The 23,791-nt window shown below is 69.6% G+C and carries 28 protein-coding genes and 8 pseudogenes; 18 read left to right on the top strand and 18 right to left on the bottom strand.

Features of this window, described 5'->3' with window-relative positions:
- Positions 1-37 precede the first annotated feature (37 nt).
- Both ACZ4VF_RS34440 and ACZ4VF_RS34435 read right to left on the bottom strand, forming a co-directional pair.
- Complete coding sequence (locus ACZ4VF_RS34440; protein WP_467930950.1) at positions 38-310, bottom strand: hypothetical protein; 273 nt, start codon at positions 308-310, stop codon at positions 38-40.
- A gap of 182 nt (positions 311-492) precedes the next feature.
- Positions 493-867 (bottom strand): SCO4402 family protein, encoded by a 375-nt coding sequence (locus ACZ4VF_RS34435; protein WP_467930948.1) that lies wholly within the window; start codon positions 865-867, stop codon positions 493-495.
- A 324-nt stretch (positions 868-1,191) separates the two neighbouring features.
- On the opposite strand from ACZ4VF_RS34435, the gene ACZ4VF_RS34430 reads away from it, so the two are divergent.
- On the top strand, positions 1,192-1,341 hold the full coding sequence (locus tag ACZ4VF_RS34430) for a hypothetical protein (protein ID WP_467930947.1): 150 nt from the start codon (positions 1,192-1,194) through the stop codon (positions 1,339-1,341).
- Between the two features lie 47 nt (positions 1,342-1,388).
- Here ACZ4VF_RS34430 and ACZ4VF_RS34425 read toward each other — a convergent pair whose 3' ends face one another.
- Complete coding sequence (locus ACZ4VF_RS34425) at positions 1,389-2,696, bottom strand: SUKH-4 family immunity protein (RefSeq protein WP_467930946.1); 1,308 nt, start codon at positions 2,694-2,696, stop codon at positions 1,389-1,391.
- 143 nt (positions 2,697-2,839) lie between these two features.
- On the opposite strand from ACZ4VF_RS34425, the gene ACZ4VF_RS34420 reads away from it, so the two are divergent.
- On the top strand, positions 2,840-3,139 hold the full coding sequence (locus tag ACZ4VF_RS34420) for a hypothetical protein (protein WP_467930945.1): 300 nt from the start codon (positions 2,840-2,842) through the stop codon (positions 3,137-3,139).
- Between the two features lie 435 nt (positions 3,140-3,574).
- Here ACZ4VF_RS34420 and ACZ4VF_RS34415 read toward each other — a convergent pair whose 3' ends face one another.
- The 3 genes from ACZ4VF_RS34415 to ACZ4VF_RS34405 form a co-directional block, all read right to left on the bottom strand.
- Positions 3,575-3,970, bottom strand: coding sequence for an LppU/SCO3897 family protein (locus tag ACZ4VF_RS34415; RefSeq protein ID WP_467930943.1), 396 nt, complete (start codon positions 3,968-3,970; stop codon positions 3,575-3,577).
- Between the two features lie 131 nt (positions 3,971-4,101).
- Positions 4,102-4,374: a hypothetical protein gene (locus ACZ4VF_RS34410; protein WP_467930942.1), complete on the bottom strand. Its 273-nt coding sequence runs from the start codon at positions 4,372-4,374 to the stop codon at positions 4,102-4,104.
- Positions 4,375-4,762: 388 nt separating this feature from the next.
- Positions 4,763-5,230, bottom strand: a complete 468-nt coding sequence (locus ACZ4VF_RS34405) for a MarR family transcriptional regulator (protein ID WP_467930941.1) — start codon at positions 5,228-5,230, stop codon at positions 4,763-4,765.
- A gap of 221 nt (positions 5,231-5,451) precedes the next feature.
- Between ACZ4VF_RS34405 and ACZ4VF_RS34400 the strand changes: the two genes are divergently transcribed.
- From ACZ4VF_RS34400 to ACZ4VF_RS34390, 3 genes and pseudogenes are all read left to right on the top strand, one after another.
- A complete protein-coding gene (locus tag ACZ4VF_RS34400; protein WP_467930939.1) occupies positions 5,452-5,964 on the top strand; it encodes a transposase in 513 nt (170 codons plus the stop codon).
- 4 nt (positions 5,965-5,968) lie between these two features.
- The gene (locus tag ACZ4VF_RS34395; RefSeq protein WP_467930938.1) at positions 5,969-6,790 is read left to right on the top strand and encodes an SDR family NAD(P)-dependent oxidoreductase; all 822 of its coding nucleotides are present in this window, start codon (positions 5,969-5,971) and stop codon (positions 6,788-6,790) included.
- 385 nt (positions 6,791-7,175) lie between these two features.
- Positions 7,176-7,473: pseudogene (locus ACZ4VF_RS34390) on the top strand (hypothetical protein).
- Positions 7,474-7,507: 34 nt separating this feature from the next.
- On the opposite strand, the gene ACZ4VF_RS34385 reads toward ACZ4VF_RS34390, so the two are convergent.
- Positions 7,508-7,954 (bottom strand): DUF6233 domain-containing protein, encoded by a 447-nt coding sequence (locus ACZ4VF_RS34385; protein WP_467930937.1) that lies wholly within the window; start codon positions 7,952-7,954, stop codon positions 7,508-7,510.
- Between the two features lie 227 nt (positions 7,955-8,181).
- Between ACZ4VF_RS34385 and ACZ4VF_RS34380 the strand changes: the two genes are divergently transcribed.
- Both ACZ4VF_RS34380 and ACZ4VF_RS34375 read left to right on the top strand, forming a co-directional pair.
- Entirely contained in the window at positions 8,182-8,739 is a 558-nt protein-coding gene (locus ACZ4VF_RS34380) for a peptidase inhibitor family I36 protein (RefSeq protein ID WP_467930935.1), read from the top strand.
- A gap of 262 nt (positions 8,740-9,001) precedes the next feature.
- A complete protein-coding gene (locus ACZ4VF_RS34375) occupies positions 9,002-9,736 on the top strand; it encodes a hypothetical protein (protein WP_467930934.1) in 735 nt (244 codons plus the stop codon).
- A 135-nt stretch (positions 9,737-9,871) separates the two neighbouring features.
- Here ACZ4VF_RS34375 and ACZ4VF_RS34370 read toward each other — a convergent pair.
- Together ACZ4VF_RS34370 and ACZ4VF_RS34365 are read right to left on the bottom strand one after the other, a co-directional pair.
- Positions 9,872-9,973: pseudogene (locus tag ACZ4VF_RS34370) on the bottom strand (SAM-dependent methyltransferase); the annotation flags it as partial.
- A gap of 119 nt (positions 9,974-10,092) precedes the next feature.
- Positions 10,093-11,043 (bottom strand): annotated as a pseudogene (locus ACZ4VF_RS34365) (alpha/beta fold hydrolase).
- Between the two features lie 142 nt (positions 11,044-11,185).
- On the opposite strand from ACZ4VF_RS34365, the gene ACZ4VF_RS34360 reads away from it, so the two are divergent.
- From ACZ4VF_RS34360 to ACZ4VF_RS34350, 3 genes and pseudogenes are all read left to right on the top strand, one after another.
- Complete coding sequence (locus tag ACZ4VF_RS34360) at positions 11,186-11,812, top strand: TetR/AcrR family transcriptional regulator (RefSeq protein WP_467930933.1); 627 nt, start codon at positions 11,186-11,188, stop codon at positions 11,810-11,812.
- Between the two features lie 719 nt (positions 11,813-12,531).
- Positions 12,532-12,861, top strand: a pseudogene (locus ACZ4VF_RS34355) (alpha/beta fold hydrolase); the annotation flags it as partial.
- Between the two features lie 75 nt (positions 12,862-12,936).
- Positions 12,937-13,246, top strand: a pseudogene (locus ACZ4VF_RS34350) (transposase); the annotation flags it as partial.
- 527 nt (positions 13,247-13,773) lie between these two features.
- Here ACZ4VF_RS34350 and ACZ4VF_RS34345 read toward each other — a convergent pair.
- The 4 genes and pseudogenes from ACZ4VF_RS34345 to ACZ4VF_RS34330 form a co-directional block, all read right to left on the bottom strand.
- Positions 13,774-14,046: a hypothetical protein gene (locus ACZ4VF_RS34345; protein WP_467930932.1), complete on the bottom strand. Its 273-nt coding sequence runs from the start codon at positions 14,044-14,046 to the stop codon at positions 13,774-13,776.
- Positions 14,047-14,323: 277 nt separating this feature from the next.
- On the bottom strand, positions 14,324-14,581 hold the full coding sequence (locus tag ACZ4VF_RS34340; RefSeq protein WP_467930930.1) for a hypothetical protein: 258 nt from the start codon (positions 14,579-14,581) through the stop codon (positions 14,324-14,326).
- Positions 14,582-15,362: 781 nt separating this feature from the next.
- Positions 15,363-15,986 (bottom strand): DUF4352 domain-containing protein, encoded by a 624-nt coding sequence (locus ACZ4VF_RS34335; RefSeq protein ID WP_467930929.1) that lies wholly within the window; start codon positions 15,984-15,986, stop codon positions 15,363-15,365.
- 121 nt (positions 15,987-16,107) lie between these two features.
- Positions 16,108-16,557, bottom strand: a pseudogene (locus ACZ4VF_RS34330) (hypothetical protein).
- A gap of 137 nt (positions 16,558-16,694) precedes the next feature.
- Here ACZ4VF_RS34330 and ACZ4VF_RS34325 point away from each other — a divergent pair.
- From ACZ4VF_RS34325 to ACZ4VF_RS34315, 3 genes and pseudogenes are all read left to right on the top strand, one after another.
- Complete coding sequence (locus tag ACZ4VF_RS34325) at positions 16,695-16,886, top strand: transcriptional regulator (protein WP_467931076.1); 192 nt, start codon at positions 16,695-16,697, stop codon at positions 16,884-16,886.
- Positions 16,887-16,960: 74 nt separating this feature from the next.
- Entirely contained in the window at positions 16,961-17,452 is a 492-nt protein-coding gene (locus ACZ4VF_RS34320; RefSeq protein WP_467930928.1) for a cupin domain-containing protein, read from the top strand.
- A gap of 189 nt (positions 17,453-17,641) precedes the next feature.
- A pseudogene (locus ACZ4VF_RS34315) lies at positions 17,642-17,854 on the top strand (helix-turn-helix domain-containing protein); the annotation flags it as partial.
- A gap of 140 nt (positions 17,855-17,994) precedes the next feature.
- Here ACZ4VF_RS34315 and ACZ4VF_RS34310 read toward each other — a convergent pair.
- Both ACZ4VF_RS34310 and ACZ4VF_RS34305 read right to left on the bottom strand, forming a co-directional pair.
- On the bottom strand, positions 17,995-18,141 hold the full coding sequence (locus tag ACZ4VF_RS34310; protein WP_467930927.1) for a hypothetical protein: 147 nt from the start codon (positions 18,139-18,141) through the stop codon (positions 17,995-17,997).
- Positions 18,138-18,383, bottom strand: coding sequence for a deazapurine DNA modification protein DpdA family protein (locus ACZ4VF_RS34305; RefSeq protein ID WP_467931074.1), 246 nt, complete (start codon positions 18,381-18,383; stop codon positions 18,138-18,140). The genes ACZ4VF_RS34310 and ACZ4VF_RS34305 overlap by 4 nt, the downstream gene beginning before the upstream one ends.
- A gap of 139 nt (positions 18,384-18,522) precedes the next feature.
- Here ACZ4VF_RS34305 and ACZ4VF_RS34300 point away from each other — a divergent pair, with 139 nt between their 5' ends.
- The 3 genes from ACZ4VF_RS34300 to ACZ4VF_RS34290 all read left to right on the top strand — a co-directional run bounded on the left by ACZ4VF_RS34300 (position 18,523) and on the right by ACZ4VF_RS34290 (position 19,838).
- Positions 18,523-18,906: a hypothetical protein gene (locus ACZ4VF_RS34300; protein ID WP_467930925.1), complete on the top strand. Its 384-nt coding sequence runs from the start codon at positions 18,523-18,525 to the stop codon at positions 18,904-18,906.
- 132 nt (positions 18,907-19,038) lie between these two features.
- Positions 19,039-19,518, top strand: a complete 480-nt coding sequence (locus tag ACZ4VF_RS34295; protein WP_467930924.1) for a hypothetical protein — start codon at positions 19,039-19,041, stop codon at positions 19,516-19,518.
- Positions 19,515-19,838 carry a hypothetical protein gene (locus ACZ4VF_RS34290; protein ID WP_467930923.1) on the top strand — a complete coding sequence of 108 codons (324 nt, stop codon included), beginning with the start codon at positions 19,515-19,517 and terminating at the stop codon, positions 19,836-19,838. The genes ACZ4VF_RS34295 and ACZ4VF_RS34290 overlap by 4 nt, the downstream gene beginning before the upstream one ends.
- Positions 19,839-20,938: 1,100 nt before the next feature.
- Here ACZ4VF_RS34290 and ACZ4VF_RS34285 read toward each other — a convergent pair.
- Entirely contained in the window at positions 20,939-21,061 is a 123-nt protein-coding gene (locus ACZ4VF_RS34285; RefSeq protein WP_467930922.1) for a hypothetical protein, read from the bottom strand.
- Between the two features lie 548 nt (positions 21,062-21,609).
- Here ACZ4VF_RS34285 and ACZ4VF_RS34280 point away from each other — a divergent pair.
- A complete protein-coding gene (locus ACZ4VF_RS34280) occupies positions 21,610-22,173 on the top strand; it encodes a hypothetical protein (protein ID WP_467930920.1) in 564 nt (187 codons plus the stop codon).
- Positions 22,174-22,240: 67 nt separating this feature from the next.
- Here the strand turns inward: ACZ4VF_RS34280 and ACZ4VF_RS34275 are convergent, their stop codons facing one another.
- Positions 22,241-22,483 (bottom strand): hypothetical protein, encoded by a 243-nt coding sequence (locus ACZ4VF_RS34275; RefSeq protein WP_467930919.1) that lies wholly within the window; start codon positions 22,481-22,483, stop codon positions 22,241-22,243.
- Positions 22,484-22,595: 112 nt separating this feature from the next.
- Between ACZ4VF_RS34275 and ACZ4VF_RS34270 the strand changes: the two are divergent.
- Positions 22,596-22,682 (top strand): annotated as a pseudogene (locus ACZ4VF_RS34270) (hypothetical protein); the annotation flags it as partial.
- A gap of 51 nt (positions 22,683-22,733) precedes the next feature.
- Here the strand turns inward: ACZ4VF_RS34270 and ACZ4VF_RS34265 are convergent.
- Entirely contained in the window at positions 22,734-23,129 is a 396-nt protein-coding gene (locus tag ACZ4VF_RS34265; protein ID WP_467930918.1) for a hypothetical protein, read from the bottom strand.
- Positions 23,130-23,791: the final 662 nt, after the last annotated feature.

Below are 23,791 nucleotides of genomic sequence, written 5' to 3'. Positions count from 1 at the left end.
ACTGCTGGTTTGAGTGCGCCGGTAACGCCCGATGGGGTCAGCCAAAGAGGAGGTCGACGTCCTTCTCGATACCGCTGCAGGACGACCCCAACTGGCGGGCGTCGTCTGTGTGCCGTTGGAGAAGTGGGTCGGTGGTTCCGCCTCGAGACTGGTCGGTGATCTCCTGGTCGGCGATCTCCCGCAGGAGGGGCAGGGTCGCGGCGCACTGGATCGGCGTGAGGTCGGGGCCGTCATCGTCGGGATGATTGAGGCGCGATGCCAGGGTGGTGGAGACGTCCTTCCATGGGCGCTGTCCGCCGAAGCCGTGCATCTCATTCAGTGCGAACCCATCGGCCGGTGCCGGCCACCGCCACACACAGCACTCCCTGAGCCCGTAACAGCACAGCGAGTCCTTGCGGCGACAGGTCCCGGTCCGTGGCAACACAGTATGACAAGCGTGGCTACGGCTTTCCTTGAACGGCCACCGCGGCGGGCCTGGTCGTCTGAGTGCGATCAGGAGTCGACGTGCTGGTCTTCCGTCCCGGATGCAACCGGCTCGGTGCCGAGCGGCCAGCGATAGCCGGCGTCATGCAGTTTGCTCAAAGCCGAGTGATCATTGGACACCAGCACCTGGGCCAACCGGGCTGCCGCGGCGACTACCGCGGACCAGCCCGGTGAGTCCAGATAGACCTCGTCGCGGGCAGAGGCGCCGACCGATTCCTGAACCGCGCTGTAGGCGGCACCAAGAGCTGCCATCAGCTCGACTTCCTCCTCGCTGCGAAGGCACTGCCCCAGCCAGAGCGACGGATTGCTCGCATCGCAGAAGTCGTCGAAGAGCACGTGCACGGTGTAGCTGAGGTCCTCGAACTGATCCGGATCGAGCCACACCTCTCGCTGTCACGTCGGGCTGGCCAGCGCCACGACAGCAGGCACGACGTGAAGCCGGTAGTGGGGCAGGGCAACACCGTGGTCAACCACGCGTCAAGAGTACGCACCTCGTGATCGGCCGGACAGCTCCTGGGCCGTTTTATTGGATCATCGGATCGTTGGACTGGGTGTTTCGTTGACTGATGCCCAGTGGGCCCGCATTGAGCCGTTGCTGCCGGACCGGACCCCCGGCGGGGCGGGCGGTGGCGGGATCACCGCAGCGGCGCCCTCCGGATCCCGAGTGGCTGATCCAGCATCGGCCTCAACAAGACGAACATTGACGCCGTGCACATCGGTGACTGCTGGGCCGCCAAGAAGAGCGGCCGATGCAAGCCGGTCACCTGCCAGCAGGCCGCCCACGCGCTCCGGCCGCCAGGTGGCGCCCTGCGTGCACTGCTGCCCGGAAGCGAAGCTGAAAGAAGTGGTCACGCATGAGCAGGGGGTGGCAGACGACGTCACCGGGTCACCCGGGCCGTATCGACTCAGTAGCCGTCCACCCCCAGTTCGGTGATGCCGGCGTAGAGCCAGCTCCAGACCGTGCCCGTCGTAGTGTCCCGGTCGGAGAGGTTCGGAGACAGGTCCGCAAGCTCTGACAGGAACAGCTCCGTCACGCCTTCCTGGCCGCCCTCCACCGGGTACGGGTGCCAGCAGGCATTGCGGTAGCGGTCGATGGTCTCCAGGGCACGGGTGAAGACGTCGAGGTCCGGGGCGAGCGGCACCAGTACCTCGCCGGTACGGCGGGTCAGGCGGCTTAGGATGTGCACCGTGCCGTCGTGACGGTGGAGGTACAGCTCGCCGTAGTCGGTGGCGCCGAACGCGATCAGGTCGGTGGCGGTCACCCCGTTGGGCAGGCTGTCCTGCGGCAGGGCACCGTCCGCCGGTGGGCGCATCGCGTCGAGCGGGTGGGTGTCGTACTGGGCGCTGTGGCACACCCACCAGGCGGGCAGTCCGATGTCTCGCAGATACTGCCTGCTGCCCGAGTGGACGAGTTCCGCAGGCAGGTCCCTTTCGGCGATGCGCACCACGTGCCGCACGCCGAAGGCGTCGTCGACGCGGGCCGCGGTGAGCGGGCCCGTCGGCCGCCGTACGGCGGGGGCCGCTCCGGGCGGGGGTTCCTCCGCCGACGTGGAGTCGAGGCCCGCACCGCGGGGCCAGTCCCGCAGTGCGTCGGCGTCCGTCTCCACGACCGTTATGCCGTGCACGCTCTCGATGAGATGCCGGGTCCGGCCGCCGTCCACCGCGAAGGCCACGGCGCCCTCCCACTCCTCCGGGAGGAACAGGTCCAGATCACACAGCGCGGGAGCGTCGGCGGCCCCGGTCGCGGTCGGCGTGTCGGTCAGCGCCGCCTCGTCCACGCCTGTCACCCGGTGGCCGGTTGCCGCATCGAGCCACAGGGGGCCGCGGTGGTCGCTCACCTCGACGAGTTCCCGGTCGCCGTCCACACACCGGCGGACCCGGAAGTAGTCGCCGTTCAGGCTCGGGTGGACCGGAAACCAGTGGGCCGGCCGCCACCACGCCCACACCGTCCGCCACGGCATGCCGGGACCGGCCGCCGCGATCCGGTCGGCGTACGCGTCCTGACCGATGGCCTTCGCCGCGAAGTGCAACCAGGATGCGAACTCCGCGGGCGTCACCTCCGCGCCCCCGAAGATCGCCTCGGCCTGCAGAAAGACCTCACCTCCGACGCCACGTGTCCGGTCGACGTCGCAGAGGTGGTGGCGCAGCGCCGCGCGGTCGGTTGCCAGCAGCCGTGCGGGATCTGCCAGGGCGCTGTCAAGATCGTCAGTCATGCGGTCATGCTGCCAGACGGCGCTGACAGCCGGGCGCACACCTGTCCTCGACCCCCTTCGACGGGCACTTCGACGGGCTGCGTGGTCTCTACCACCATCCCTTCGCCCTCCGGGCTTTCGGCCTGGTGCTCGGCGCGGAGTGGATGCTGCGGGTCACCCGCGACCACCGCCTCACCGGCCTCGAAGTCCTGCGCCGCCTGGCATTGCAACCCGGCGGGCGCGGCCGCTACCTCCTGGTGCGACTGCGCGTCGACGAAGCACCGGACGGCTCCCGCGTCGCGCACCTGAACCAGTCCGGCCCCGCCCCCCACTACCGCGCGGTGCTCCCGGCCGATCCACGCCTGCCCACCCCACCGGGCCCCGCCGCCAAGGACGACGACGCCGGCACGCACGTGCACGCCCTTGCACCGCCCGGAGCGTGTCCCACAGCCCCTCCTTTGTGAACGTCCGCCTCCTGGGCCCCGCCGGTGCACGCTCCACGCTGCGCGGGCCGCGCGGGACACACCGGTCCGCGGAGCACTGGCACAGCGATATGGCAGCCATGGACGGGGCCCCGCAGACCACGGTGCTGTGGGTCGAGCACACACTGCGACGCGGCACGGTGCCCATGGGCGTCCACGACTATCTGCTCCGCGTCACCGGCCCGGCCCCGCACCTGGTGCGCTGCGAGGAGCGCCCGGTGTCGATCCGGAGCAGCGAGGTGACCTGTGACATCGCCCTGTGGGACGAGCGCGCCCCCCCGCGCGCAATTACACGGCGTCGTCCTGGTCACCCGCCCTTCCTGACCCCGCACGAGGAGGACTACGGAACGGCAGGCGGCCATGACACGCACGCGCCGCGCCCCTGCCCGGCCCGCCGACGGGCTGGGGGGACCGCGCCTAGTTGCTGCCCTTGTCGTCGTTCTCCTTGAAGCAGACGACGAACGATCCTTCCGCGCCCATCTGGGTGAGTGAGCCGGTCGTGCCTGGAACACCGGAGCACGAGAAGGTGTCGACAACTCCGTCCTTGTCCATTTTCAGGACCTTGTAGTCGGCATGCGGGTCGGTGCAGTCGAGCTTCTTGGTCTTCGCGTGCTGGTCCGTCCCGACGTTCTGGAAGCAGTCGCCGGCGTGGAGCGTGGCGGACTGGTCCTTCGTGTCGTGGGGGCCCAGGGTCACGAACGCCACCAGGCCCGCGAGGACAAGGACCACACCGAGGAAGATCAGGCGGTTGCGCCGTATCTGCGCGGGGGTGTACGAGGTGGTCGGGCCGCCCAGGGGCGGTGTGTGGGACACGGGCAGTTCCTCAGGCAGTGGGGACGTGTGGAAACGGCCAAGAAGCAAGCCCACTTGGCCAGTCGCAGAGTACGGCACGGAGACGCGAGCCGAACGAGCCGCGGGCCCCTCTTGGAAGGACACCGAGGCCCTCACAACGTGCCGAAGACGACTCCCCGCCACGTCCAGCCGGATGCGAGGACGCTCTCGCGCAGTGGCTCGCGGATCCGCACGCTGTCGAAACGGAAGGTTTCCACCACCTCAAAGCGACCGTCCGCCCCGCACCCGAACGTCCCCTGACGGCTGACGGCTGACGGCTGACGGCTGACGGATCGACTCGGCCCGCGCGAGTAGGTGGAGGTCACCTGGAGCCGCGTCGGGGTGCCGACCCGGCTGAGCTCCCCCTGTTCCTTCAGAGCACTCACCTCATGTTCCTTGTGGTCCAGCCGCATCCGGATCCCACAGCGTGACTGATCCGGGACCGGACGGCAGTCTGCTGCCAGTGGACTTCGGGGCGGGCAGAGATGACGGCGTCGACGGAGGCCGTGGTGGAGAGGGGGACATCGACGGCTCCGGCCCAGCTGGTGCCGAAGCGGACCTAGATCGACTGCGGGGAGCGGACCCAGCCGAGCCGGACCATGTGGTTGACGCCGGCACGGCGAGGCGGGCGGCGACCTGCTCGGGTCCGAGCGTCACGCTCCAGGGCAGCCTCCCAGGGCGAGTTGGAGGGTGGCTTGACCTCGCTGGAAAAGCACTCCGCCTGACATGCCGCCAGCTGACCGGGCCCGGGCACCCCGCCGGGCCGTTGGTCTGTCAGGCGACTGTTCCGCCCGCATTGCGGATCAGCCGCTGGAGCACCTTCACTGTGGTGACGTAGTCCGCGTCGTCGATGCCCTTGTGGAGGGCGGCGCGGATCGCCGGCGCGTTGCGCGCGAGGTCGACGCGGGCCTGTTCACCCTCCTCAGTGAGCCACAGCCGGTCCTCGGCGTCCCGGGCCAGCCAGCCGCGTTCCAGGAGCACCTCGGCCTCCGCCGCCAGATCGTCCTCGGGCCGCATATAGGAGGCCATGGCCTTCCTCAACTCGGGCAACGTCATCCCCTCGCCGTCGGGCGAGATGTCGTTCACGGACAGGTTGCGCAGCAGCCAGAACTGGGGCTGGGTGTAGCCTTTTTCGGCCTGCTGGGCCCGGGTGTATGCGATGAGCGCCTCGTAGGCGACACCGGTCCAGTACGCGGCGGGTTGCCCGGCCAGATCGGCGTCCAAGCTCTGTTGGGCCGTCATGGTTTCCCTCCTGGTGCCTCGGTCCGGAGCCTGCACGTTGGGCAGGTCACGCAAGGACCGTAGGACCTCAAGTGCAGTTGAGGGCAAGTGGGTGATCATCCGGACGTCGGCGCGAGGACGACGATTTCAGCTCCAGGCTCCGCGCTGATCAGGCTCATGGAACGATCTTGGGATGGCTCGTGGGGGATCCAACGGGCGAAGAATGATCACGCCTGGCAGCGGTGTTGCCACCGCTGCCGAAGACGGGACGCAAACCGCAGGATCGGCGGCAGGTCTCCGACTGGATCTGGTGGCGGCCCAGAACGGGATCGCTCTGGCGGGATGTGCCCGACCGGTATGGGCCATGGGAGGCCGCGTACTCGGTCTTCCGGCGCTGGCAAATCGACGTCACGTGGCCACACATCCTGAAGAAACTGCAGGTAAAGGCCGACGCAGCCGGACAGAACGAGTGGGAGGTTGTCGGTCGGCTCCACCATCTGCCGAGCCCACCAGCACGCTGCCGGGGCGCGGAAAAAGGGGCTTGCGATACGGGCCGGACGCGTGCCGACGGGCTCGCGGACGAGCCGGACGACCACGCGCCCGGCCGCTCCCGTGGCGGCCTGACCACCAAGAGCCACCGCGCCGTCGACTTCTCCTTCCCCCTCCTTGCCGTCGTCGTCACCGCCGCTCAACGGGCCGACGGTCGACGCGCCGGTGTTCACCGCGTGCCGCGCCCCAGGGGGAGTAGACCATAGGGGCATGGCATTCGACACCACGCAGACCACCGGGACCGCTCTGGTCACCGGCGCCTCCTCCGGAATCGGCGCCCTGTACGCCCGCCGGCTCGCCGAACGGGGCTGGGACCTCGTCCTCGTCGCCCGCCGCGGCGACCGCTTGGAGCGGCTCGCCGCCGCGTTGCGCGGCGAGCACGGCGGCACGGTGGAACCCCTCGCCGCCGACCTCTCCGAGGCGACCGACATGGCCCGGGTCGCCGAACGCGCCGCCGACGTGGACCTCCTCGTCAACAACGCGGGCATCAACGGCTACGGCCCGTTCGCAGAGACCGAAGCCGGCTTGCTGACCCAGGTGCTCGCAGTCAACGTCACCGCCCTGACGGTGCTGACCCGGGCCGCCGTGCCGGAAATGCTGGCGCGCGGGCGGGGCGCCGTCGTCAACGTCGCCTCGCTGCTGGCGTTCGCCGGAAGCCTCCCGCCGGAGCGGCTGCCCCACCGGGCCGTGTACGGCGGCACCAAGGGGTACGTCGTGACGTTCACCCGTACCCTTGCCGCCGAACTGACCGGGTCCCCGGTGACCGTGCAGGTCCTCTGCCCGGGCCTGACCGCCACCGAGTTCCACCTCACCCGGGGCGACGTGTCCGTTCCCGGCGAGGAGAAGGTCCACGACGACGGCGGCATGCCTCCCGAAGACGTCGTCGACGCCTCGCTGGTGGCGCTGCGCGACGGTGAGACGGTGTGCGTGCCCGGCCTCGGCAACCCGGCTGCGGTGGACGCGCTGGCCGCCGCCGAGGGCGCGTTGCGCGCCGGTTCCCGGGGCAGCCGGATCGCCGCCCGCTACCGGTAGCAAGGGACCGCGGCGGACTGACCCGGCGCCCCGCGCTGGGCCAGATCGAGACGTTCCCGCCGACGCGGGGGTGTTCCAAGTGGGAGGCGGTCGGCTACACCCGCGACTGGAGCAAGCGCCAGTCGCCCCCGCACCTGTGCTAGGACTGCCAGGGCCAGGCCGTCGCAGCCGAGCAGCAGGCCGGAGCCCGGCGAACGGGAGCGCCAGGCGCAGGAGCGCCTGCGCCAGGAGGCGCAGGAACAGGAGGCCGCGCAGAAGGCCGGCAGCTGGTTTTCCCGCTTCCGCACCTGACCAGGGCAAGCCACAGGCACCGACCACGTGGGCAAGCCCAAGACGTTTCCTGGGCAAGCCCGCGTTGTCAGTGGCGGCTGCAACGCTTGGCCGTATGAACGGCGATGAGCAGCTGCGGAACGGCCGGGTCTACGGCGCGGAGCACGACGACCCCCATCCCGGCCCGCTCCCACACCGGACCTACGCCGAACTGGTCGGCGGGCCGCTTGGACGGTCTGCTGCTGGACATCCACGGGTGGCGGATCGAGGAAGTCGACGACGGTGCCGCCCTGTCCACCGAACTCGGACGGTGGCCCGGTGGCCGCGCCCTGTACGACCCGCATCCTGGCGAACCCCGCACGTCTGGCCTGGGTGTGAGCTGCCGCTTCTACTACTCCGGCGACACGCCCTGACCGCAGGCCCGACCACAGACCCGACCACGGCAGGTCAGGAGCCGGTGATGTGGTCGAACCCGCCCAGCATTGGCGTCAGCTCCTGAGCGCACCCGCACAGCGTGCACGGCCGCATCCCCGGCTTCTCCGCGATGTCCAACGCGTGCTCCACATCGAGCAGCGGTGCACCCTGCGGAGCTTCTTCGCAGTCCGGCGTGTGCAGCACTCCCCGGGCCGACCCCCGCCCCTCACGCACCTTCGTCAACACCCACCCCGAAGGCCGGGGCTGCCCGAGCACCTCGCAGACCGCCGACTGGGGCGAAGGCCGACCAGGCCCTACATGGTCGGGGGCCCGGACCCACACCCGGTACTCCGCTGCCTCCACCCCGCCGTCCTCGCGGTCCCGGTACGACGGCAGCCCCACCAGGTACAGCCAGCCCGTCTCGGTCTGCCGACGCCTCCACAACCGCGCGACGGCCTCCTGCTCCGGATACTCCAGCACCGGACCGGCGGGCAGAGAACGTCGGCTTGTACGGGGTCACTGTTCGCACGGCGTGGTCAACTTCTGCGGTACTGCGGAAGTTGCAGGGACCGGATGGCTACCGCACCGGTGTGCAGGGGAGTTCAACCCTCTGTGGGACGCGGGTCGCACAGGGCGGATCGTAGGTTCTGATACCACGACGGTGCCGGACGACCGCCGGCACCACGCTCGGAAGAAGGGGGGAACCTATGAACAGGTCGTCGCGACCCTCGCGGTCTGCATGGCGGTGGATTCCTCGTCGTACAGAGGAGGGCAAGGAGGGTAAACAGACGAGGCTGCACATCGCTCGATGGGGAACCGGTGCCGTGGCTCTGGCGTCCGCCCTGCTCTTTGCCGGGGCCACGGCCGCCGTGGCCGGGCCCGGACCGGCTGCGGGCACGGCGTCCTCGGCCGGTCAGCTTGCCGCGCCCTCCTGTCAGTCGGGGCGAACCTGCCTGTGGCCCAACGCGAACTTCCGTGGATCGGCGTACTACTTCAAGAACGACTACGCTGACTTCACCCGGTTGAGTCGGCCCGCGGGGTGTACTCACGCGGGGTTCAACGACTGTGCGAGTTCGGCCTACAACGACGGTCGCCAGTGCACCGTGTACCTGTGGACGAGGATCAACTACTACGGGAGTTACCACAGTCTGTCCCGAGGGGACTACATCGTGGACTTCGGGTCGCGGTCGGGGCCGCCGGCCGGGTACGGGGATCCGTCGTTCAACGACTCGGTGAGCTCGCTGCACTGGTGCACGCCGAGGTAGGCCGACGGTGAGAATCGGATGTGGGGGCCGGTGTCTGACGCTGACACTGTTCCTGGTTCTGTGCCTGGTCGGCTGCGTCTCCGCGCAGCCGGCCAGGCACCCGGAGGGCACCGCACCGGCTACGCTCCGCGTATCGGTCACCGACCTGGCGACCCGGTCGGGGGCGTGGCCGGCCTCCCAGCACCTGCTGGAGACGGCGGTCAGCCGTCTGGTGCAGCGGTGCCTTGACGCACATGGATTCGCTGTCCCTGACGGGGATCCGTTGCCCCTGCCCGCACCGGAGGACGAGGCCGCGGCGATCGGCCTGCCAAGCCGCCGGGATCACGGATACGGTCTGGGACCGGACCGGGACCACTCGCCGCCGCGGCAGGCGCAGGAGCGGTACTACGAGCGACTGCCAGCGCGGGAGCAACGACGTTATGACATAGTCCTGTTCGGCCAGAAAGCCGACCGGGTCACCCTGGGCGTCGGTGGGCGGCAGACCGTGGGCATGCCGGGAAAGGGATGCGAAGCGGACGGGCGTCGGGCCGTGGCCGGCAGTCTTGCGATGTGGGCGCGCATCGTCTACACCCCGGACCAGTACGACAACCGTCTGGCCGGGCAGGTGGCACAGGCGCCCACTTATCGTGCGGCGCTTGCCGCTTGGCGCACGTGCATGACCAGCCGCGGCTACCGGTACGACACACCCTCGTCCGCGCAGAGCGCGCTGCAGGAGCAGTATCAGCACAAAGGCGCCACAGCAGCCGTCCGCCGGCAGGAAAGAGTAGTGGCAGTCGCCGACGGCGAATGCGCTGCCCAGGTCCATCTCCCGTCAACCGCCCTGGCAGCGCGGCGGACTCTGGTGGCCTCACTTTCCGCAGCCGACCGCAGATCCCTGGAGGATCTGGCGGTTCACCGTGCTGCGGCGGTGCGTCGAGCCGCTGCTGTGCTGGCTGAACTCTCCCGCCGTGCCGCGCCGGGACCTCACGGCGCGGTGACGCCAAAGAGGGAGGGATGAGAGTCCGCCAGCATGCGCGGGGAGCCCCGCAGACTGTTCAGTCTCTGAGCCGCGCACGGCTCTGCAGGTGAGAAGTGAGACTGCTCGGCAGGTAATTTCTGACGCCAGTGACGCGGTGGTGTAAGCGCCCGGGGGCTAGTCCGCCTGCAGGACGAAGAACAGGAAGCACAGGAAGCTCGGCTTGGCCACGATGGCTCCGGGAAACAGCTCACGGGCGGCTGGATCAGGATCCGGCTCACCATGAGCTACCCCTGAGGCCCATCTGCTCTTTGTCTGGGGCGAGCGATTGTCGAGAGGTCCAGGTTTTTGTTCTCCCCCTTTGCCCGCCCCGCGAGTGGTTCCGGATGTCTCACGGGCTACGCGTCGGTGACGTCCCGGGGCGTAGCCGGACGGAGGGAGTCGATGTCCTCCATGAAACTCAACATCCGAGCGTTGACGAGGTCGGGGTGGTCGATCTGCGGGCCGTGTCCGGTCGCGGCGACGATCTCGGCGCGGGCGCCGGGAATCACCCGAGGAACGCGTTCGAGCTGACGCTTCGGGTGCACCAGTAGGCTGCGCTTGCCCATGATCAGGTAGAACGGCGTCCGGATGGAGCCTAGCTCGGCGTCGGACAGCGGCAGCGGAGCGGGACGGCGTATCCGGAAGGCCTTCACGCCGGCCTGGATCCAGGCGCGCAGATCCGGGTCGGATATGACCGGCTGCTCCAGCCACTTGGCCAGAGCCGGGCGCAGCCGCTTAGGAGCGAAGGTGGCGAAGAGGCTGGCGAAGATCCAGACGAAGAAGCGGAGCCCCACCTTCTCCAGCCCGCCCGGGTCGAGGGCGGTGACGGAGACGAGCCGTTCGGGCCGGCGGTGGACCTGGTTGATGACGAGCCAGCCGCCGTAGGAGGAGCCGACGAGGTGGACCTTGTCGAGGCCGAGGGCGCCGAGGGCCTAGTCCATCCACTGGGCGGCCCGATCGGGTTGCCACATCGGCTCGCGGTGGATGCTGCGGCCCGGGTCGCCGGGGGTGTCAAGGGCGTAGACGGGGCGATCGGCGCTGAGCGCGGCCGTGTTGGGGTACCACATCGCGGAGCAACCGCCCGAGCCGTGGATCAGGACGACCGGCGTACGGGACTCGGCTGCCGGGTCCGCAGGGCCGTACCGGTAGACGTGAGTCGTCCCGAAGCTCGTCTCCACGTCGGTCTCGAAGCGGATCGGTGCGCCCTTCGCGTAAAGCACGTCGCAGGCGGCGAAGTAGCGGTCGCGCAACCGGTCGTTGACGTAGCGCCCTATGTCGCGGCGCGTTCCGGGCGTGTTCTCGGGCATGGGCTACCTCCGTGAGATCCGCTCTTTATGATACGACCGTATCATATTGGTGATACGGCGGTACCGTGAAAGGAGCCCTCGAGCCGAGCCGGACGGCGAACAGGGATCCCACCAACCCCCACCACGGCCGGAGACACCACGGATGCCCAAGCGCGTGGACCACGATGAACGCCGCACCCAGATCGCTGAAGCACTCATCCAGGTCGCAGGCCGGCAGGGCCTGCACGCAGTCGGCATGCGCGACGTCGCCGCCGAGGCGGGCGTATCACTGCGCCTGGTGCAGTACTACTTCCAGACCAAGGAAAAGCTGCTCTTCCACGGCCTCCAACACCTGACCGACCGCTTCACCGCACGCGTTGGCGCCCGCCTCGCCGCTGCCGGCCAAGACCCCGGCCCCCGCGCGATCACCGAGGCTCTGCTGCTGGCCTCGCTGCCAACCGACGAGGAGAGCCGAATTTTCCACCTTCTCTACAGCTCCTACTCGATCCTGTCCGTGACCGACGAGGCCCTCGCCGCCCAGCCATTCATCGACAAACCTGACGCCGCCGAGAATGCCCTCACCCAACTGATCCAACAGGCACAGGAGACGGGCCAAGCCGATCCTGGAGCCGACGCTCGCACTGAGGCGATCAGTCTGCTTGCCATGACGGCAACCATGGGCACCAGCATCCTCGTCGGACAGCGCACGCCGGAGTCTGCCACCGCGGCACTCCAGTACCACCTCGACAGAATCTTCAATCGCAGCCAGACCTCGCCTACGACCCGGTGACTTCCGCTCTTGGCTTCTCCGGCATCGGCCTGAGGGGCTGCTGAGCTGAGACATCAGCTCGCGGTTGGTGGCCCGAGTGGCTGCCAGATACTCGTCGCGTTCACCAAGCCGCGAGTTGAGCTCCGCAACGTGCGGCTCGAGGTGGGTCAGCTTCTCCTCGAGGGCGTTGGCGTCGTGAAAGCTCCGAGCCCAGCAGCCGGCCAAGCCTCCTGACCGAGGACATGAGACAGCCGTTGTTCGAGTTCGACTGCTGAGCCTGGCGGGTGCGCGGCGATGTGGAGTCCGGCGAGGTGGATAGTGGCGGACTCACTCCCTGCCTCAGCCGTTCAGTACAGCCACACACACAACCGCCCTTCGGGCCGCCCGGCACCGTCGGACACCGGCCCAGCCTAGGCACCAGCGTCACCCAGAACCGGAGACATGGAACAGGCACGGAGCTTGTTCTTCAACCTTCGGCGGAGCCGCAGTGAGACCGGTAGGTTCTCCACAGTGACCTCGATGGAGACGCAGGGCCTCGCGTCGATGACCGACGAGGCCCAGTTGCGCTGGACAGCGCTGGGAGACACGGCCCGGAATCCGCCCGTGGTCATGCTCCATGGCGGTCCAGGTCTGCCGGACTACCTGGGCGATGTCGCCCCCATGGTCGCGGACCCTGCCCCCTGTACCGGTATGACCAGCGTGGCACGGGCGCCGGTCCCCGTGGCAGGGGTGCCATTCCCTTGCCCGGCATGTCGACGAATCTCGCCGAGTTGCTCGACGCATGGGACATGCCTAAGGCCGTGCTGATTGGGCACTCCTATGGCACCGACCTGGCGAGCCGGTTCTGCCTGATGCACCCTGACCCGGTTTCCGCGATGCTGATGATGTGCGGGCCATTGGTCGGTGATTGGCGTTCCGGGGACCGAGCGGAGCGAGGCCGCCGCATGTCCGCAGCACAGCAGGAGCGACTCCGTGCACTGGAGGAGACGCCGGACCGCACAGAGGAGCAGGAAGTCGAGCTGTTCACGCTGGCCTGGTTCACTGACCACGCCGATCCCGAACGCGGGTGGCACTGGGCCGCGCAGGGCGCCCGGCTGCGTCGCCCCGTCAACTGGGCTGTGAACGGTGAACTCGGCAAGGAACGACGCGGGGTCAACGGCCCACGGCGCCGGCGTCCGGCCAAGCTCCACGCTGACAAGGGCTACGACTACGACCACACTGCGCCGATGGCTGGGCAAGAGAGGCATCCGTCACCGCATCGCCCGCAAGGGCATCGAGCCCTCCAAGCGGCTGGGCCGCCCCCGCTGGGTCGTCGAGAGGACGGTCTCCTGGCTCGCCGGCTGCCGACGCCTGCATCGTCGCTACGAACGCAAGGCCGAGCGCTTCCTCGCCTTCGTCGGTCTAACAGCACTTCTGTTCGGCTACCGTCGCCTGGCCAGGACCATCAGGTCGTGAGTTGTCTCTGCTGGGGATCGAAGCAGACCAGCCCCGTCGAGTCGGCGAGGGCTGCCGCATAGGCGGGCGCCTCTTCTGCCCTGTCCCACCGCAGCGCGAAGTAGATGACTGGGCCCCTTGCCTCGCCGATCAACGGTCCCGCAGCCCAAGGGGACGTTTCCCTCACATCCTCGGTGATGTCACACCACCGCTCCAAAAGGGCCCCGACGTAGGCCGCGATGCGTTCGGACGGGGGTTCCTCGTCCTCACCGTCGAGAAAGCGGTCGTACGTCGTAGCTCATGCCCGGAGGCTCTCACACCGCACTGACAGACATGCAGCACTGGTAGCGACCGAACGAAACGGTGTCTTCCGTCGCCACAGGTTGCTTGCGCGGCCTGCAGTGCGGACTGACGCGACTGGGCAACGACGACGACGCCCCATTTATCACCTGAGGTATGTGGTCTCCGTGGGCACTTCCTGCCGCACTCCGCCGGAGGCCCCCGTCACGGGGCAGTCTGGGCACCGGCTATGTCTGCGCCGCGATGTGTCACTCCTTCGAGTTGAGCTCGTCGTACACCAGGTTCACCAGTCTTTCGGCCTCGGGTGTACGGGGATCCGTGGAGACCTCGTAGTACCCGCCCATGGTCGTGATCACGTCCTTGTGGGAGTCGTCGTGATCGTGCCGACATGTTGTGGGGTCGGCACTGTGCCACCACCAGATCGTGCTCCGGATCTCGTCCTTCGTCAGGGGTCCGTGAAGTGTGATGTCCCTCCCTCGGACCTTCGCCGTGATCCTCGCCGAGTCAGCGCCGGTAGCCATGCGTTCTCCTCTCCTTCCCGCGAAGCGGACGCCGTCAGCGCCCTGCGTCGATCACAGCAACGGCTACCCGGCCGAAGGCCATGTCCCACGGTCCGATCCGGTCAACAAGCGGAGGCGCTCTCTCGCTCAGTGCGGCTTCCGCGCTACGGCGAGGGGACAGGCGTCGGTTGCAGGGGCGCCCCGGTGCTGCCGGCCGTCCGTCGTACTGGTTTTGCCCCACCGCCTCCAGCCGCCCGCTGGGCGCCTCCTAGCGGCGCCCGCCCAGCCGAATGCCGGATCAGTCGGCCAGCAGGCGCGCTTGTCGGCGCAGCGGGCGAGCACCTGCGACACCCAGGCGAGCACCACGCCCGCTGTCCGGGTCCCGGCACATCAGCCGGACCGGCCGCGCCGACAGCCCCACCACCTGCGGATCGCGGCCCAGCAGCATGAGCCGCATGCACATGACATGCAACCCATGCAGCACATGCCAGCCGGTCGTGGCCGACCACCAGCCCGGCCCCCACTTACGTCCAGGCACCACCGGGAACGCCGCCACCGGCGCCAATTCCTCGAACTCACTGCGACGGCGGTCTCCATCCAGCGGCGTTGCACCAGAGTGCGTCTCCCGCGGTGAACCACGCCTCCACCGCGTCCGGCTCAGGTACCCGAAACCCGCCCTCGGGTGCAGCGGCCGGTGCATTCACCTGGTCCCTTTCGATGATCACGGACTCCACGCAACGTCATCACGGCCACCATGCGCAGGCGAACCGACCAGTGACCGCAGCAACGTTGCCGTAAGGGGGGTGAGCCGTGTGCGAGCCCCAGGATGCCGCACGAAGACTGGGCGTCAGTGCAGAGGTCCGCACTTTCCGCACCGTTGGCGCTGCTCCCCGAACGGCGGCGCACTGGCCCACGGCCCCATGAGCGGGCCTCGCTGGTCGACGCCCGCATCATCGGCCAAGCCGCTGCGGAACAGGACGCCCCACTCCGGCCGCCCGATACCGGTGACGTACACGGCTACTGGCTCTCCGGATTCGGAGGCATGGCCGGAGAGCGACACGTCGGCCATCGTCGTGAGCCGGGCAGGGCCGCCGCGCTGCCGCCGATCCCGGTCGACTGCGCCCACGGCGAACCCGGCGTGGACAATGACCCGTTCGTGCGCGGGTGACGTAGAGGTAAGGCGCCCGCTTTGCGAGCAGGGGATCGTGTGAACACAGAGAGCCCGACCGATGTGAGGCCGGGCTCTCCATCCCCGCTGGCGCGGGGAGCACGAGGACGACGCTGGCAGACCAGCCCCGCCGCGGAGGAGAGTTCCTGCGACGGGGCTGCACGACGTTCTAGGCCGGCAGCTTCAGCACGAACGGCACCGCGCCCTCAGGGTCGTTGGTGAACATGTAGTACACGAAACCGCCCCGCCTGCCGACGTCGAGGACCACCTTCCCCGTCACGCCCTGACCCGGCCGGTATTCAGTGTCCACGTCGTCTCCTTCGCCGACACCTTCCAGCGTGGTCGATTCCTGGGCGGCGGACGCCGAGTCCGACCACATCAGGTTGCCGTACGTCTCCACGCGAGCCGATGACTTCCCGATGTTCTTGAACGTGAACGTCACCTCGACGTACTGGCCGTGCTTAGGCTTGTTCGACGTTCCGATATCCGCCGGCGTCACGTACTTCGCCCCGACGAAGGTGACGCTCATCTTCCCGGTGGGCTTGTAATTCTCCCCGTACTTGTCGGTTTCACCCACCTCATACGTGCCCGTCCGGCCGACGCTCAGCGCCGATGCGGAGGAAGAGGACGGAGAGGGCGTAGAAGACGCCTCGGCGGGCGTTTGAGCCGCTTCCTGCGTGGCTGGTGCCTTCCCTGGAAGCGTCTCGTTCTTGCTCTCTGACGAGCATCCCGTCAGTACGACGGCAGACAGCAGCGCGACCGGCACAACGGCACGGCGGACGTAGGAGCGCATAGCCCATCCCCCCCATGAGTCGGTGGCCCTCCCTGGCCACACAGAGCCGCCAGCGTAAGGTACAGACGCTGGAGACGGAGACGCTGTGGCGTGGCAAGGCAGCACGCGCAGGGGCCGCCTCTCAGCCGCCTCTCAAAGGACTGGCCCGCATTCGCCGGCGCGTCATCCGCAGGGGCGCCCGGAAGGCGGGCAGCTGCTGGAACACGCGGTCCAGCAGGTCCTCGGTCGGCTTCCAGGGCCCGAGCTGCCGGCGGCGGGGACCGGCAGCGGCAGCTCCTGGTCGGCCTGGAGGACCATGTGCCAGGTGCGCCCATGGCGTGCAGGGCTCGGAGCCCTCGGGGTCCTGGTGGCAGTCGACCAGGCGCGCAATGCCGATCACGGCTCCGGTGGTCAGCTCCCGGCCGCGGATCGTGCGGGCGATCAGCGGGACGCGAAGGGCGGGCCGGTCGATCCGCTGGCCCGCGTGCAGGAGCATCCAGCCGCGCCAGCTCCACGGCTTGGGGCGGTTCTCGATGCCCTTGGCGCCGGTCAGGATGGGCCGCTTCTCTGGACGTCTCGGCGCGTGATGCAGGGCCTCGACGAAGTTTCTGCAGCTTAGCGGCTTGGATATGGAATGTAGCGTCTGCAACAGGTGTGGTGCAGGCGGGCTCACCGGTTTCTCCCTAGAGGGTGCGGGTGAAGGAGACCCGGTCGGGATCATGATGCTGACTGGAGGGCCTCGGGTACGTGGAGGCCAGACGCGGATACGTCGGCAAATGTCCCAGGACGTGGATCAGCCTCGCCGACAAGGGCCGCAGCGCGCTCCGGTCCGATGTGGCGGCCCTGCAGGAGATCGTCGCCTCCGGCGGCCGGGGTGGTGCAGAGCACCACCCCGCCGACGCTCCTGCCGAGCCCCGCTGACCCGCGGACCGGGCGGCGGCGAGGAGAGCGAGGACCGTGTCACCGAAGGCGGATGACTGGGCCACAATGCAGTCATGAATGATCAGGCCCGGTCTCCCGTTCGCCCACTTCTGCGTCGCCCCCAGGACGGCGAACTCATCGACGTCGCCGGTGTCGAGCACTTCTTCCGACTCACCGCGGAGCACACGGGTGGACGCTTCGCCTTCGAGGAGTTCATCCTCACCCCCGGCACCATCGGTGCCAGGCCGCACGTCCACGACGGACACGACGAGTACTTCTACGTCCTCGAGGGCGAGCTGACACTCCACACAGGAGACGGCGAGGTGACAGCCGGTCCCGGGCATCTGCTCGCTGCCACCCGCGGCACCCCGCACGGCTTCCGCAATGCGGGCTCGGTTCCCGCACGCGCCTTGTGTCTTTACACGCCCGCGGGCTACGAAAACTACTTCCGCGAAGTCCACGCCGCCGTGAGCGCCGGAGCCGAGGCGACTGACGAGCTCCTGGCGGAATTCCGCAGTCGTTACCGCACCAGCTCCTACCAGGCTGCCTCACACCCACAGCAGTAGCAGACCGGCCGGACTGCATCCGGGCTGGCATCGGTCAGCGAAGCAACAACCCTAAGGGTTGTTCCGTAACTGTGACATCTTTCGGAGTGGCCATTGATCGGGTGACCGGTTGGCGCACCGCAACACACGAGGCTCCTGTGCCGTTGAGAGAGGTGTTCGACGTCTCAACTCATCGGCACAGAAGCCTCGGTGGTGTCGCATCCTGCTGCACTCGACCTGCCTCACGCGCTGGTCGAGTGGGTAACCATGCTCACCGTCGCCCGTGAGGGTGACCGCCGCTGCAAACTCCCGCCCCACCAGCGGGCTCTCGTCGGCCTGGTCTACCTGCGCCAGCACGACACGCTCGCACAGATCGCCGCGGGCTTCGGCATATCCGTCGGCACCGCCCACGCCTACGTCACCGAGGACGCCCACCAGCGGCAGTCCCTCGACCGCGAGGTCGCCGGTGCCCAGCGGCGCCTCCTGGTCGAGGACGGCGGGCCAGCCGGACAGGTAGTGGTGCCGCTGCACGAAGGCCTTTGCGGTGGCCTCCGGGATGGCGATCACGCGTAGCGCTGGGCGCGGAACCCGCCTTCGGAGACGTGGCGCCACGTTGGGGTGCCGTAGCGCCATCGCTGGGTGAAACCGCGGTGGTCGCCGAGCTGCATGGCCCGCAGGTCGGCGGGCCGCGGCGTGATGATCGAAGTCATGGGCAGCTGCGCTGGGCGCCGGCGATGTGGTCGAGCAGGTCCTGGCGCCACCACAGGGCGTGGCGCATGCAGTTGTCCTCGCACTGGTGGGACTCACTGCATCCGCGCTCGTGGCGGCCGCCGGAGGTCCAGGCGAGGCTGTCGGCCGAGACCACGCTCTTGTGTGCGATCTTCAGCCCGGCCTTCTTGAAGCCGAACGCGTGGATGCGGATGCCGGCCTGCGCGAGGTCCGCCAGCAGCATCACGGGCAGGTCCAGGCGTGGGCGGCGGCGGGTTGGGCTTCCGCGGCAGGCGTGTGCGTATCCCGAACGGATGGTGGGGCGTTGGGCGGCATGGACCGGTGTCACGCAGAACGCCGGCCGCGGCTGATAGGTGAGAGGGATGGGCGCAGTGCAGGCGGAAGAGGTCGTCCTGGATCCGGTGGAGGCTGAGGGGGATGGGTACCGGCGCGTGCTCTTGACGCACCTGACGAGCTGGGTGCAGGAGGCGACGGAGGTGGTGACGGACCCGGACCGGTGTGACAGCGGGAGCCTGGAGGCCGCGTTGAACGAGGTCAATGGTGTCGTTTTCGACATCGAGATGGAGACGCAGCGCAAGCCGCTCGGGCTGGAGGCCGAACAGCTGCTTGAGGCGGCGGAACTGATGATGCGCCGGGCCAAGGGGTACGCCGGTCGTGACGCGAAGGCGCAGATGCGGTGCTCGCGGGCGGCGGCGGAGCTGGTCAACGAGGCGCACGAGTTCTACAAGACCCGCGACGAGGAGTGACCCGCCGCAGTTCCCTGCCCGCCCCGCCCGCCGCCCGTCTGCCCGCCGTTCGGGTTGGTCTTCCGTTGGCCCGCCGGGCTGGGCTGTCCGGTTCCGGCCCGTGGGCCGGTCCGTCGGCTCTACGGTGCACCGGTGAGCGACGAGACGATGCGGCCGGCCGGCGGGGGCGAACTGCCGGCGCCCGAAGAGGTCCTGGCCGAGGCGCTGGCCGCGCAGGGTGAGGCGGGGTTGCGGGCGCTGGACCTTCTGCAGGACGCGCGCCGGATCGTGGCCGGCGGGCTTTTCCGGCGGTCGGCCGAGGTCGCGGAGTCGTGTCTGCGCGGTGCCGCCGATGCGCTGCTGAGTTTGCCGGGCGCGCCGGAAGCGGTGGGCCTGAAGGACGCGGCCGCCGCCCTGCTCGAGGCGATCGATGCCCGCCCCGGCCCCGGCCCGTCCGGGGGCCGGCTGCGGCGCCGGGCGGCGAGCCCGGTACCGCTCCGGACCGCCCGGCATCGGCGGGGGAGATTGGTGTTGCCGGCCGCGTCCCGGTCACCGGAGTTCCGCAACCCGCCGCCGTACCGCGGCAGGCTGCTGCCCGGCGCGCGGCCCCGTCCGCCGGCGGCGTGGGCATGAACGGCGACGTCGCCGAGGAGCAACTCCGCGTGCGTCAGGCGGCCGAGGTCCTGCGCGGGCAGCTGGCGCGGCCGGGCGGCCACCACCGGGCCCGGGCGGCGGGGATCGCCGAGCGCCTGATGGGTGTCCGGCTCGGCGCCTTCCAGGAGAGGGCTCTGGATGTGTGGCCCGAGCTGTACAGCATGACGTCGGGCACCCTCCATGGCGGCGCCGCCGACCCGGCGCCGCCGCCCTCTACCGCAGGCTTCTGGCCGCCGCCCGGGAGTTGCTGGTGCCGCTGCCCGGCCGCGCCGCGCGGGTCCTCGAGCTGGCTGCCCTGAAAGAGTCGGGCGAGGCGGAGGAGCGGGAACTGGCCGGCTGGGCGGACCCGCGCGCCACCGCGTTCTTCTTCCGCTCCGGTCGCGGCCTGGCTACCGCTCCTTCACGAGCACGCCCCGCACCTGCCCACGGCCGACGAGGCGGCCGGCGCCTGGCCGGCCGCCCCGTTCCTCGAGTACCTCGCCACCGCATCACTCGCCACCGCCCGGCCGTGGCTGGCCGACAACGCCGTCCGGCTGGCCGCCGCCGGCACCGTTGGTGCTGGGCGCGCTGCTGCGCCTTGCCGACGCCGACGCCCTCACCCCCGCAGGCGTACGGCTGCTGCTCCCGCACGTCACCGCCCGGCCCCCCGCCGGGGTGCCGGCCGAGGAGGCGAGCCTGCCACGCCGGCTCGTGGCCAGCTGGGCGGGCAACTGCCCAGCGCCCGCGCGCGACGGGACCTGGCTCCTCGTCGTCGAGGCACTGCTGAAGGACACCGTCGACCTCGGGCACGCCGGCTACCTGGCCTACCACGCCGCGCGCCAGCGCGCACACCGGCCACGAGCCGCTCCCCGAGCTGACCGAGGTCCTCCGCCGGGAGTGGGCTGCCCGCCTGCCCGACTACGACGTCATCGGCCTGCCGCGGGAACTGGTCCTGACCGTCCACGCCGCCGGCGGCCCGTTCCGCTGGGGCCGCCCGGCCCGCAACGGGCCTGCTGCGCCGCGACATCGAGACGTCCGTCAGGAAGTCCTGGCATTCCTCCGTCGACCTGGACGAGGTCCGCGTCCTGGACGAGAAGGTCTTCCTGGGCCCGATCCTCGAGACGGGCCCGCTCCTGGCGCGCAGTCCTAGACCTCGCCGCAGCAGACGCGGCGGCCGGCGTCCCGCTGGCCGAGCGGATGCGGGCCTGGCTGCGGATCGCCGCCGCGGATCAGCACCTGCACGAGCGGGTGCTCGCCGCCCACCTCGCCGCCCACCCGCCCACCGCCGGCACCGCAGACGCGGGGGAGTGGTGGGACCCGGCGATCGAGGCCATGGTGCGGCTGCCGGCCGGCCGCCCCGGAAGGCGCCCGGCTGGCCGCCCTCGTGCTGGAGATCTGCCCGCCCGACCGGGCCGCAGGCCTACACCAGCGGGTCCGCGCGGCACTCGGCCCGGCCCCTGCCGCCGAGGAGATCGACCGAGTCCTGCCCGCCGCCGTCCTGGACGAGGCCGGCCGCCGGGACGAGCCGCTCGACTTGCCGCACATTACGCCGCACCCAGCTCGGACCCGGATTTCGCCAGCTGATCAGCGACGCACAGTTACGCGGTAGTCCTTCAGTGTGATACGGCTAGGCCGTTTCCTGACGTGGCCTGGAGCAGGGTGCGGGCGTGCCGACGGACGTCGGCGTCGTACGGGCTGCGTGGGTGCCGGGCAGCGCGTTCGGCGACTTTGTCGGCGTTGTCCTGGGCGGGGATGTGCTCGGCGCTGCGCCGGGCCAGTGGCAGCCATTCCTCGTCCGGCAGTGTCGTGGCGAAGTTGGAGGGCGGCCGGGGCGTGGCCCGCCCCCGCCACCGCAGGAGTCCGGGCCGCCGGCGGCGAGGTTGAGAGGTCTTCGCCCTGGCGTACGGCGTCGCTGGGCCCGACGGGAGCTCGCCGCCAGCCTGGAGGTGCTGCCGGGTGAGGTGGAAGGCGCGCTGCCACGTCGCAGGTGGGCGCTCTCCGGTCGGGGCTTCGCTGTACTCTTCTCGTTGATCTTGATCTTGATCTTGATCGACGTGAGTCGTGATTGGCATGAACGGGGAAAACATGAGTATGCGTGACGTCCGAGCGGTGACCCGCGTCGTGGGCCGCCGGACCGCCTTGCGTTACCTGGCCCTCGGGGTCGGAGCGTCCTTGATCGCCGCCTGCAAGGGCGGGGGCGGCACCGACGGTGCGAACGGGATCGCCGGCGGCGGGCAGCCGACGGTGACCGGCCGGGCCTTCGCCGCTTTCATGCGCGGCAGGTGGTCGGTTACGGCGGAGATAGGCAACGAGGACCCGGCCACCTTCGTTGCGGTCATCGACGACGGCGTCTGGAGCCTGGAATCGGGCGGGCAGAGCACGAAGGGCACCTGGTCCCTGTCCCGCGGCCGACTGTCCTTGCAGGTGCCGGAGCATCTGGGCAGCCTGGAAAACCCGGGCGACCTGGAGGAGGCAGCGGCCACGAACGTGCCCGCCGCCATCGGCGACTCCCTCTCCGTGTCCCTCCCCTGGCAACCGCCCGGCTCCTCCAGCAGCAACGGCGAAACGCTCAGCGTGGACTACGCGGGCAATACCCTGCGTATCCGGCACATCGAGGGCGACAACATGAACACGTTCACCTGCACCCGCGCCTGACCGCGGACCGGCGTGGGACGGGCCGGGACGCGAAAACCCGCCGCCGCGTGTCCGTCTCCCCGCGTGGTCAGCATGTCCCGGAGCGGAGTACCTCGACGGGCATGTCCACCCACCGGGCCACGTCCTGCAAGGGCACGCTGCCGTTCACCGCCGCCAGCGCGGTCCGTTTCCAGGCGTTCTCGATCAGGCCGACGCTGTGACCGAGGCCGCGCGGCAGCCGTCGGGCGACGTCGGCGGTCGGACCGGTCTGCACCCCGCGCAGCTGCAGCAGCTGCTCCTGGGCGCTGTCGAACGTGCTGGTGATCAGCATGCGCTGCTCGGCGGGTACAACAGCCCGCCACATCGTCCCCGAGCCGGGTGCTTTCTTCTCTTCACGCCTCGGACGACGCTCCGGCGGCCGGGGCGTCCGGCACCTGCCCGTGGACACCGTCATCACCGGCGCACTGATCCTCGACTGGTGGGGTGTGGTCAAGGCCGACATCGGCATCCGCTGCGACAGGATCGCCGCGAGATCGGCGGGCGTTCTCCGACTGTCTGCGGCGAGGGCCTGTAAGGGTCGATCAGTGCGCGAGTCGACCGGCGGAAAGCAGCCACCGCCAGCGCCGACGCTCGGTGACCAGGGTGACTGCAGCCAGAAGGGTCACACAGACCGCGGGCCCAGGCGGCCATGCCACCCACGAGGAGATCACGGCCGCGACTACCTGGAGCAGCACCAGCAGGATCGTGGCCCAGCCCGGCACCGGAATGATCACGTTGGCCTTGTCCCCAGGGGTCGAGAAGATCGTAGGGAGGCCGATCAGAACGACCACGGACGCGACGGCGAGCAGCCATGAGTGGTCCGCCAAGGCGCAGGGGGTGGCCACCCACGCCAGGAGTTCCGTCCCGAAGCGCAGGGCGGACGCAGCCCGGTCCTCCGGTCGTTGAGAGGTCGTTGCTGCACGAGTGCTGTCGGTCACTCGCGGACCATCTCACATCACGCGGTCAGGGTCCCAGCGGTATGAGCCATTCATCAACTCTCAACCCCGTTGCGCGGTCTGGAGGGGCCGATGACGATGGTCTCGATGTGTTCGCGGGGGAGTCGTAGGTGTCCTTCGCGTTGGTAGTACTGGGTGGGGGCGGCCGAGGTTGAGGGCCCATTTGTCGGCCTGGCTGCGCCGTGGCACGGGTTTCTCGTCCTCGCCCGCGGGCTCGATTCCGAGGATTGCTCGCACAGCCACTGCCGGGCGCCTGTGAGCTTGTCCCAGCCGAGTCGGACCGAGCGCACCCACCGGCCGAGATCCTCGCCCTGGTGCACGACCACGCCCGGCGTCGTGGGCAGCTCGCCGCCGGCCCTGGAGGTGTTGCCGGGTGAGGTGGAAGGCGCGTTGCCACTCCACCGGCCAGGTGGGGCACCAGGAGGGGTCAATGTCCTCCAGTTCTCGCGCCGCTCCTGGAGAGCGCTTTGGGGCCCGCCCGATGATGGTCGGCGGGCGCCGAGGGGTCGCAGCCTTGGCGGTGCGGCACTCCCTGGCCTCACGTTCACGGACCCATTGGTCTCCTCGGCCGAAAGGGGTGGGCCGACACGCGACCGTGCAAGCCCGTTAAACAAATGTCTTACACGTTCGTATGAATCTGCGGT

This window comes from Streptomyces sp. NPDC029151, from assembly GCF_055564315.1.
This window is presented reverse-complemented; position numbering and strand designations above follow the sequence as displayed.

Coding starts and splice junctions, on each gene's coding strand:
- ACZ4VF_RS34280 (WP_467930920.1), top strand. CDS start 21,610: ATGCGTGACGTCCGAGCGGTGACCCGCGTCGTGGGCCGCCGGACCGCC.
- ACZ4VF_RS34310 (WP_467930927.1), bottom strand. CDS start 18,141: ATGACTTCGATCATCACGCCGCGGCCCGCCGACCTGCGGGCCATGCAG.
- ACZ4VF_RS34290 (WP_467930923.1), top strand. CDS start 19,515: ATGAACGGCGACGTCGCCGAGGAGCAACTCCGCGTGCGTCAGGCGGCC.
- ACZ4VF_RS34420 (WP_467930945.1), top strand. CDS start 2,840: ATGCTGCGGGTCACCCGCGACCACCGCCTCACCGGCCTCGAAGTCCTG.
- ACZ4VF_RS34335 (WP_467930929.1), bottom strand. CDS start 15,986: ATGCGCTCCTACGTCCGCCGTGCCGTTGTGCCGGTCGCGCTGCTGTCT.
- ACZ4VF_RS34320 (WP_467930928.1), top strand. CDS start 16,961: ATGAATGATCAGGCCCGGTCTCCCGTTCGCCCACTTCTGCGTCGCCCC.
- ACZ4VF_RS34275 (WP_467930919.1), bottom strand. CDS start 22,483: ATGCTGATCACCAGCACGTTCGACAGCGCCCAGGAGCAGCTGCTGCAG.
- ACZ4VF_RS34345 (WP_467930932.1), bottom strand. CDS start 14,046: ATGGCTACCGGCGCTGACTCGGCGAGGATCACGGCGAAGGTCCGAGGG.
- ACZ4VF_RS34405 (WP_467930941.1), bottom strand. CDS start 5,230: ATGACGGCCCAACAGAGCTTGGACGCCGATCTGGCCGGGCAACCCGCC.
- ACZ4VF_RS34380 (WP_467930935.1), top strand. CDS start 8,182: ATGAACAGGTCGTCGCGACCCTCGCGGTCTGCATGGCGGTGGATTCCT.
- ACZ4VF_RS34360 (WP_467930933.1), top strand. CDS start 11,186: ATGCCCAAGCGCGTGGACCACGATGAACGCCGCACCCAGATCGCTGAA.
- ACZ4VF_RS34440 (WP_467930950.1), bottom strand. CDS start 310: ATGCACGGCTTCGGCGGACAGCGCCCATGGAAGGACGTCTCCACCACC.
- ACZ4VF_RS34300 (WP_467930925.1), top strand. CDS start 18,523: ATGGGCGCAGTGCAGGCGGAAGAGGTCGTCCTGGATCCGGTGGAGGCT.
- ACZ4VF_RS34425 (WP_467930946.1), bottom strand. CDS start 2,696: ATGACTGACGATCTTGACAGCGCCCTGGCAGATCCCGCACGGCTGCTG.
- ACZ4VF_RS34305 (WP_467931074.1), bottom strand. CDS start 18,383: ATGCTGCTGGCGGACCTCGCGCAGGCCGGCATCCGCATCCACGCGTTC.
- ACZ4VF_RS34395 (WP_467930938.1), top strand. CDS start 5,969: ATGGCATTCGACACCACGCAGACCACCGGGACCGCTCTGGTCACCGGC.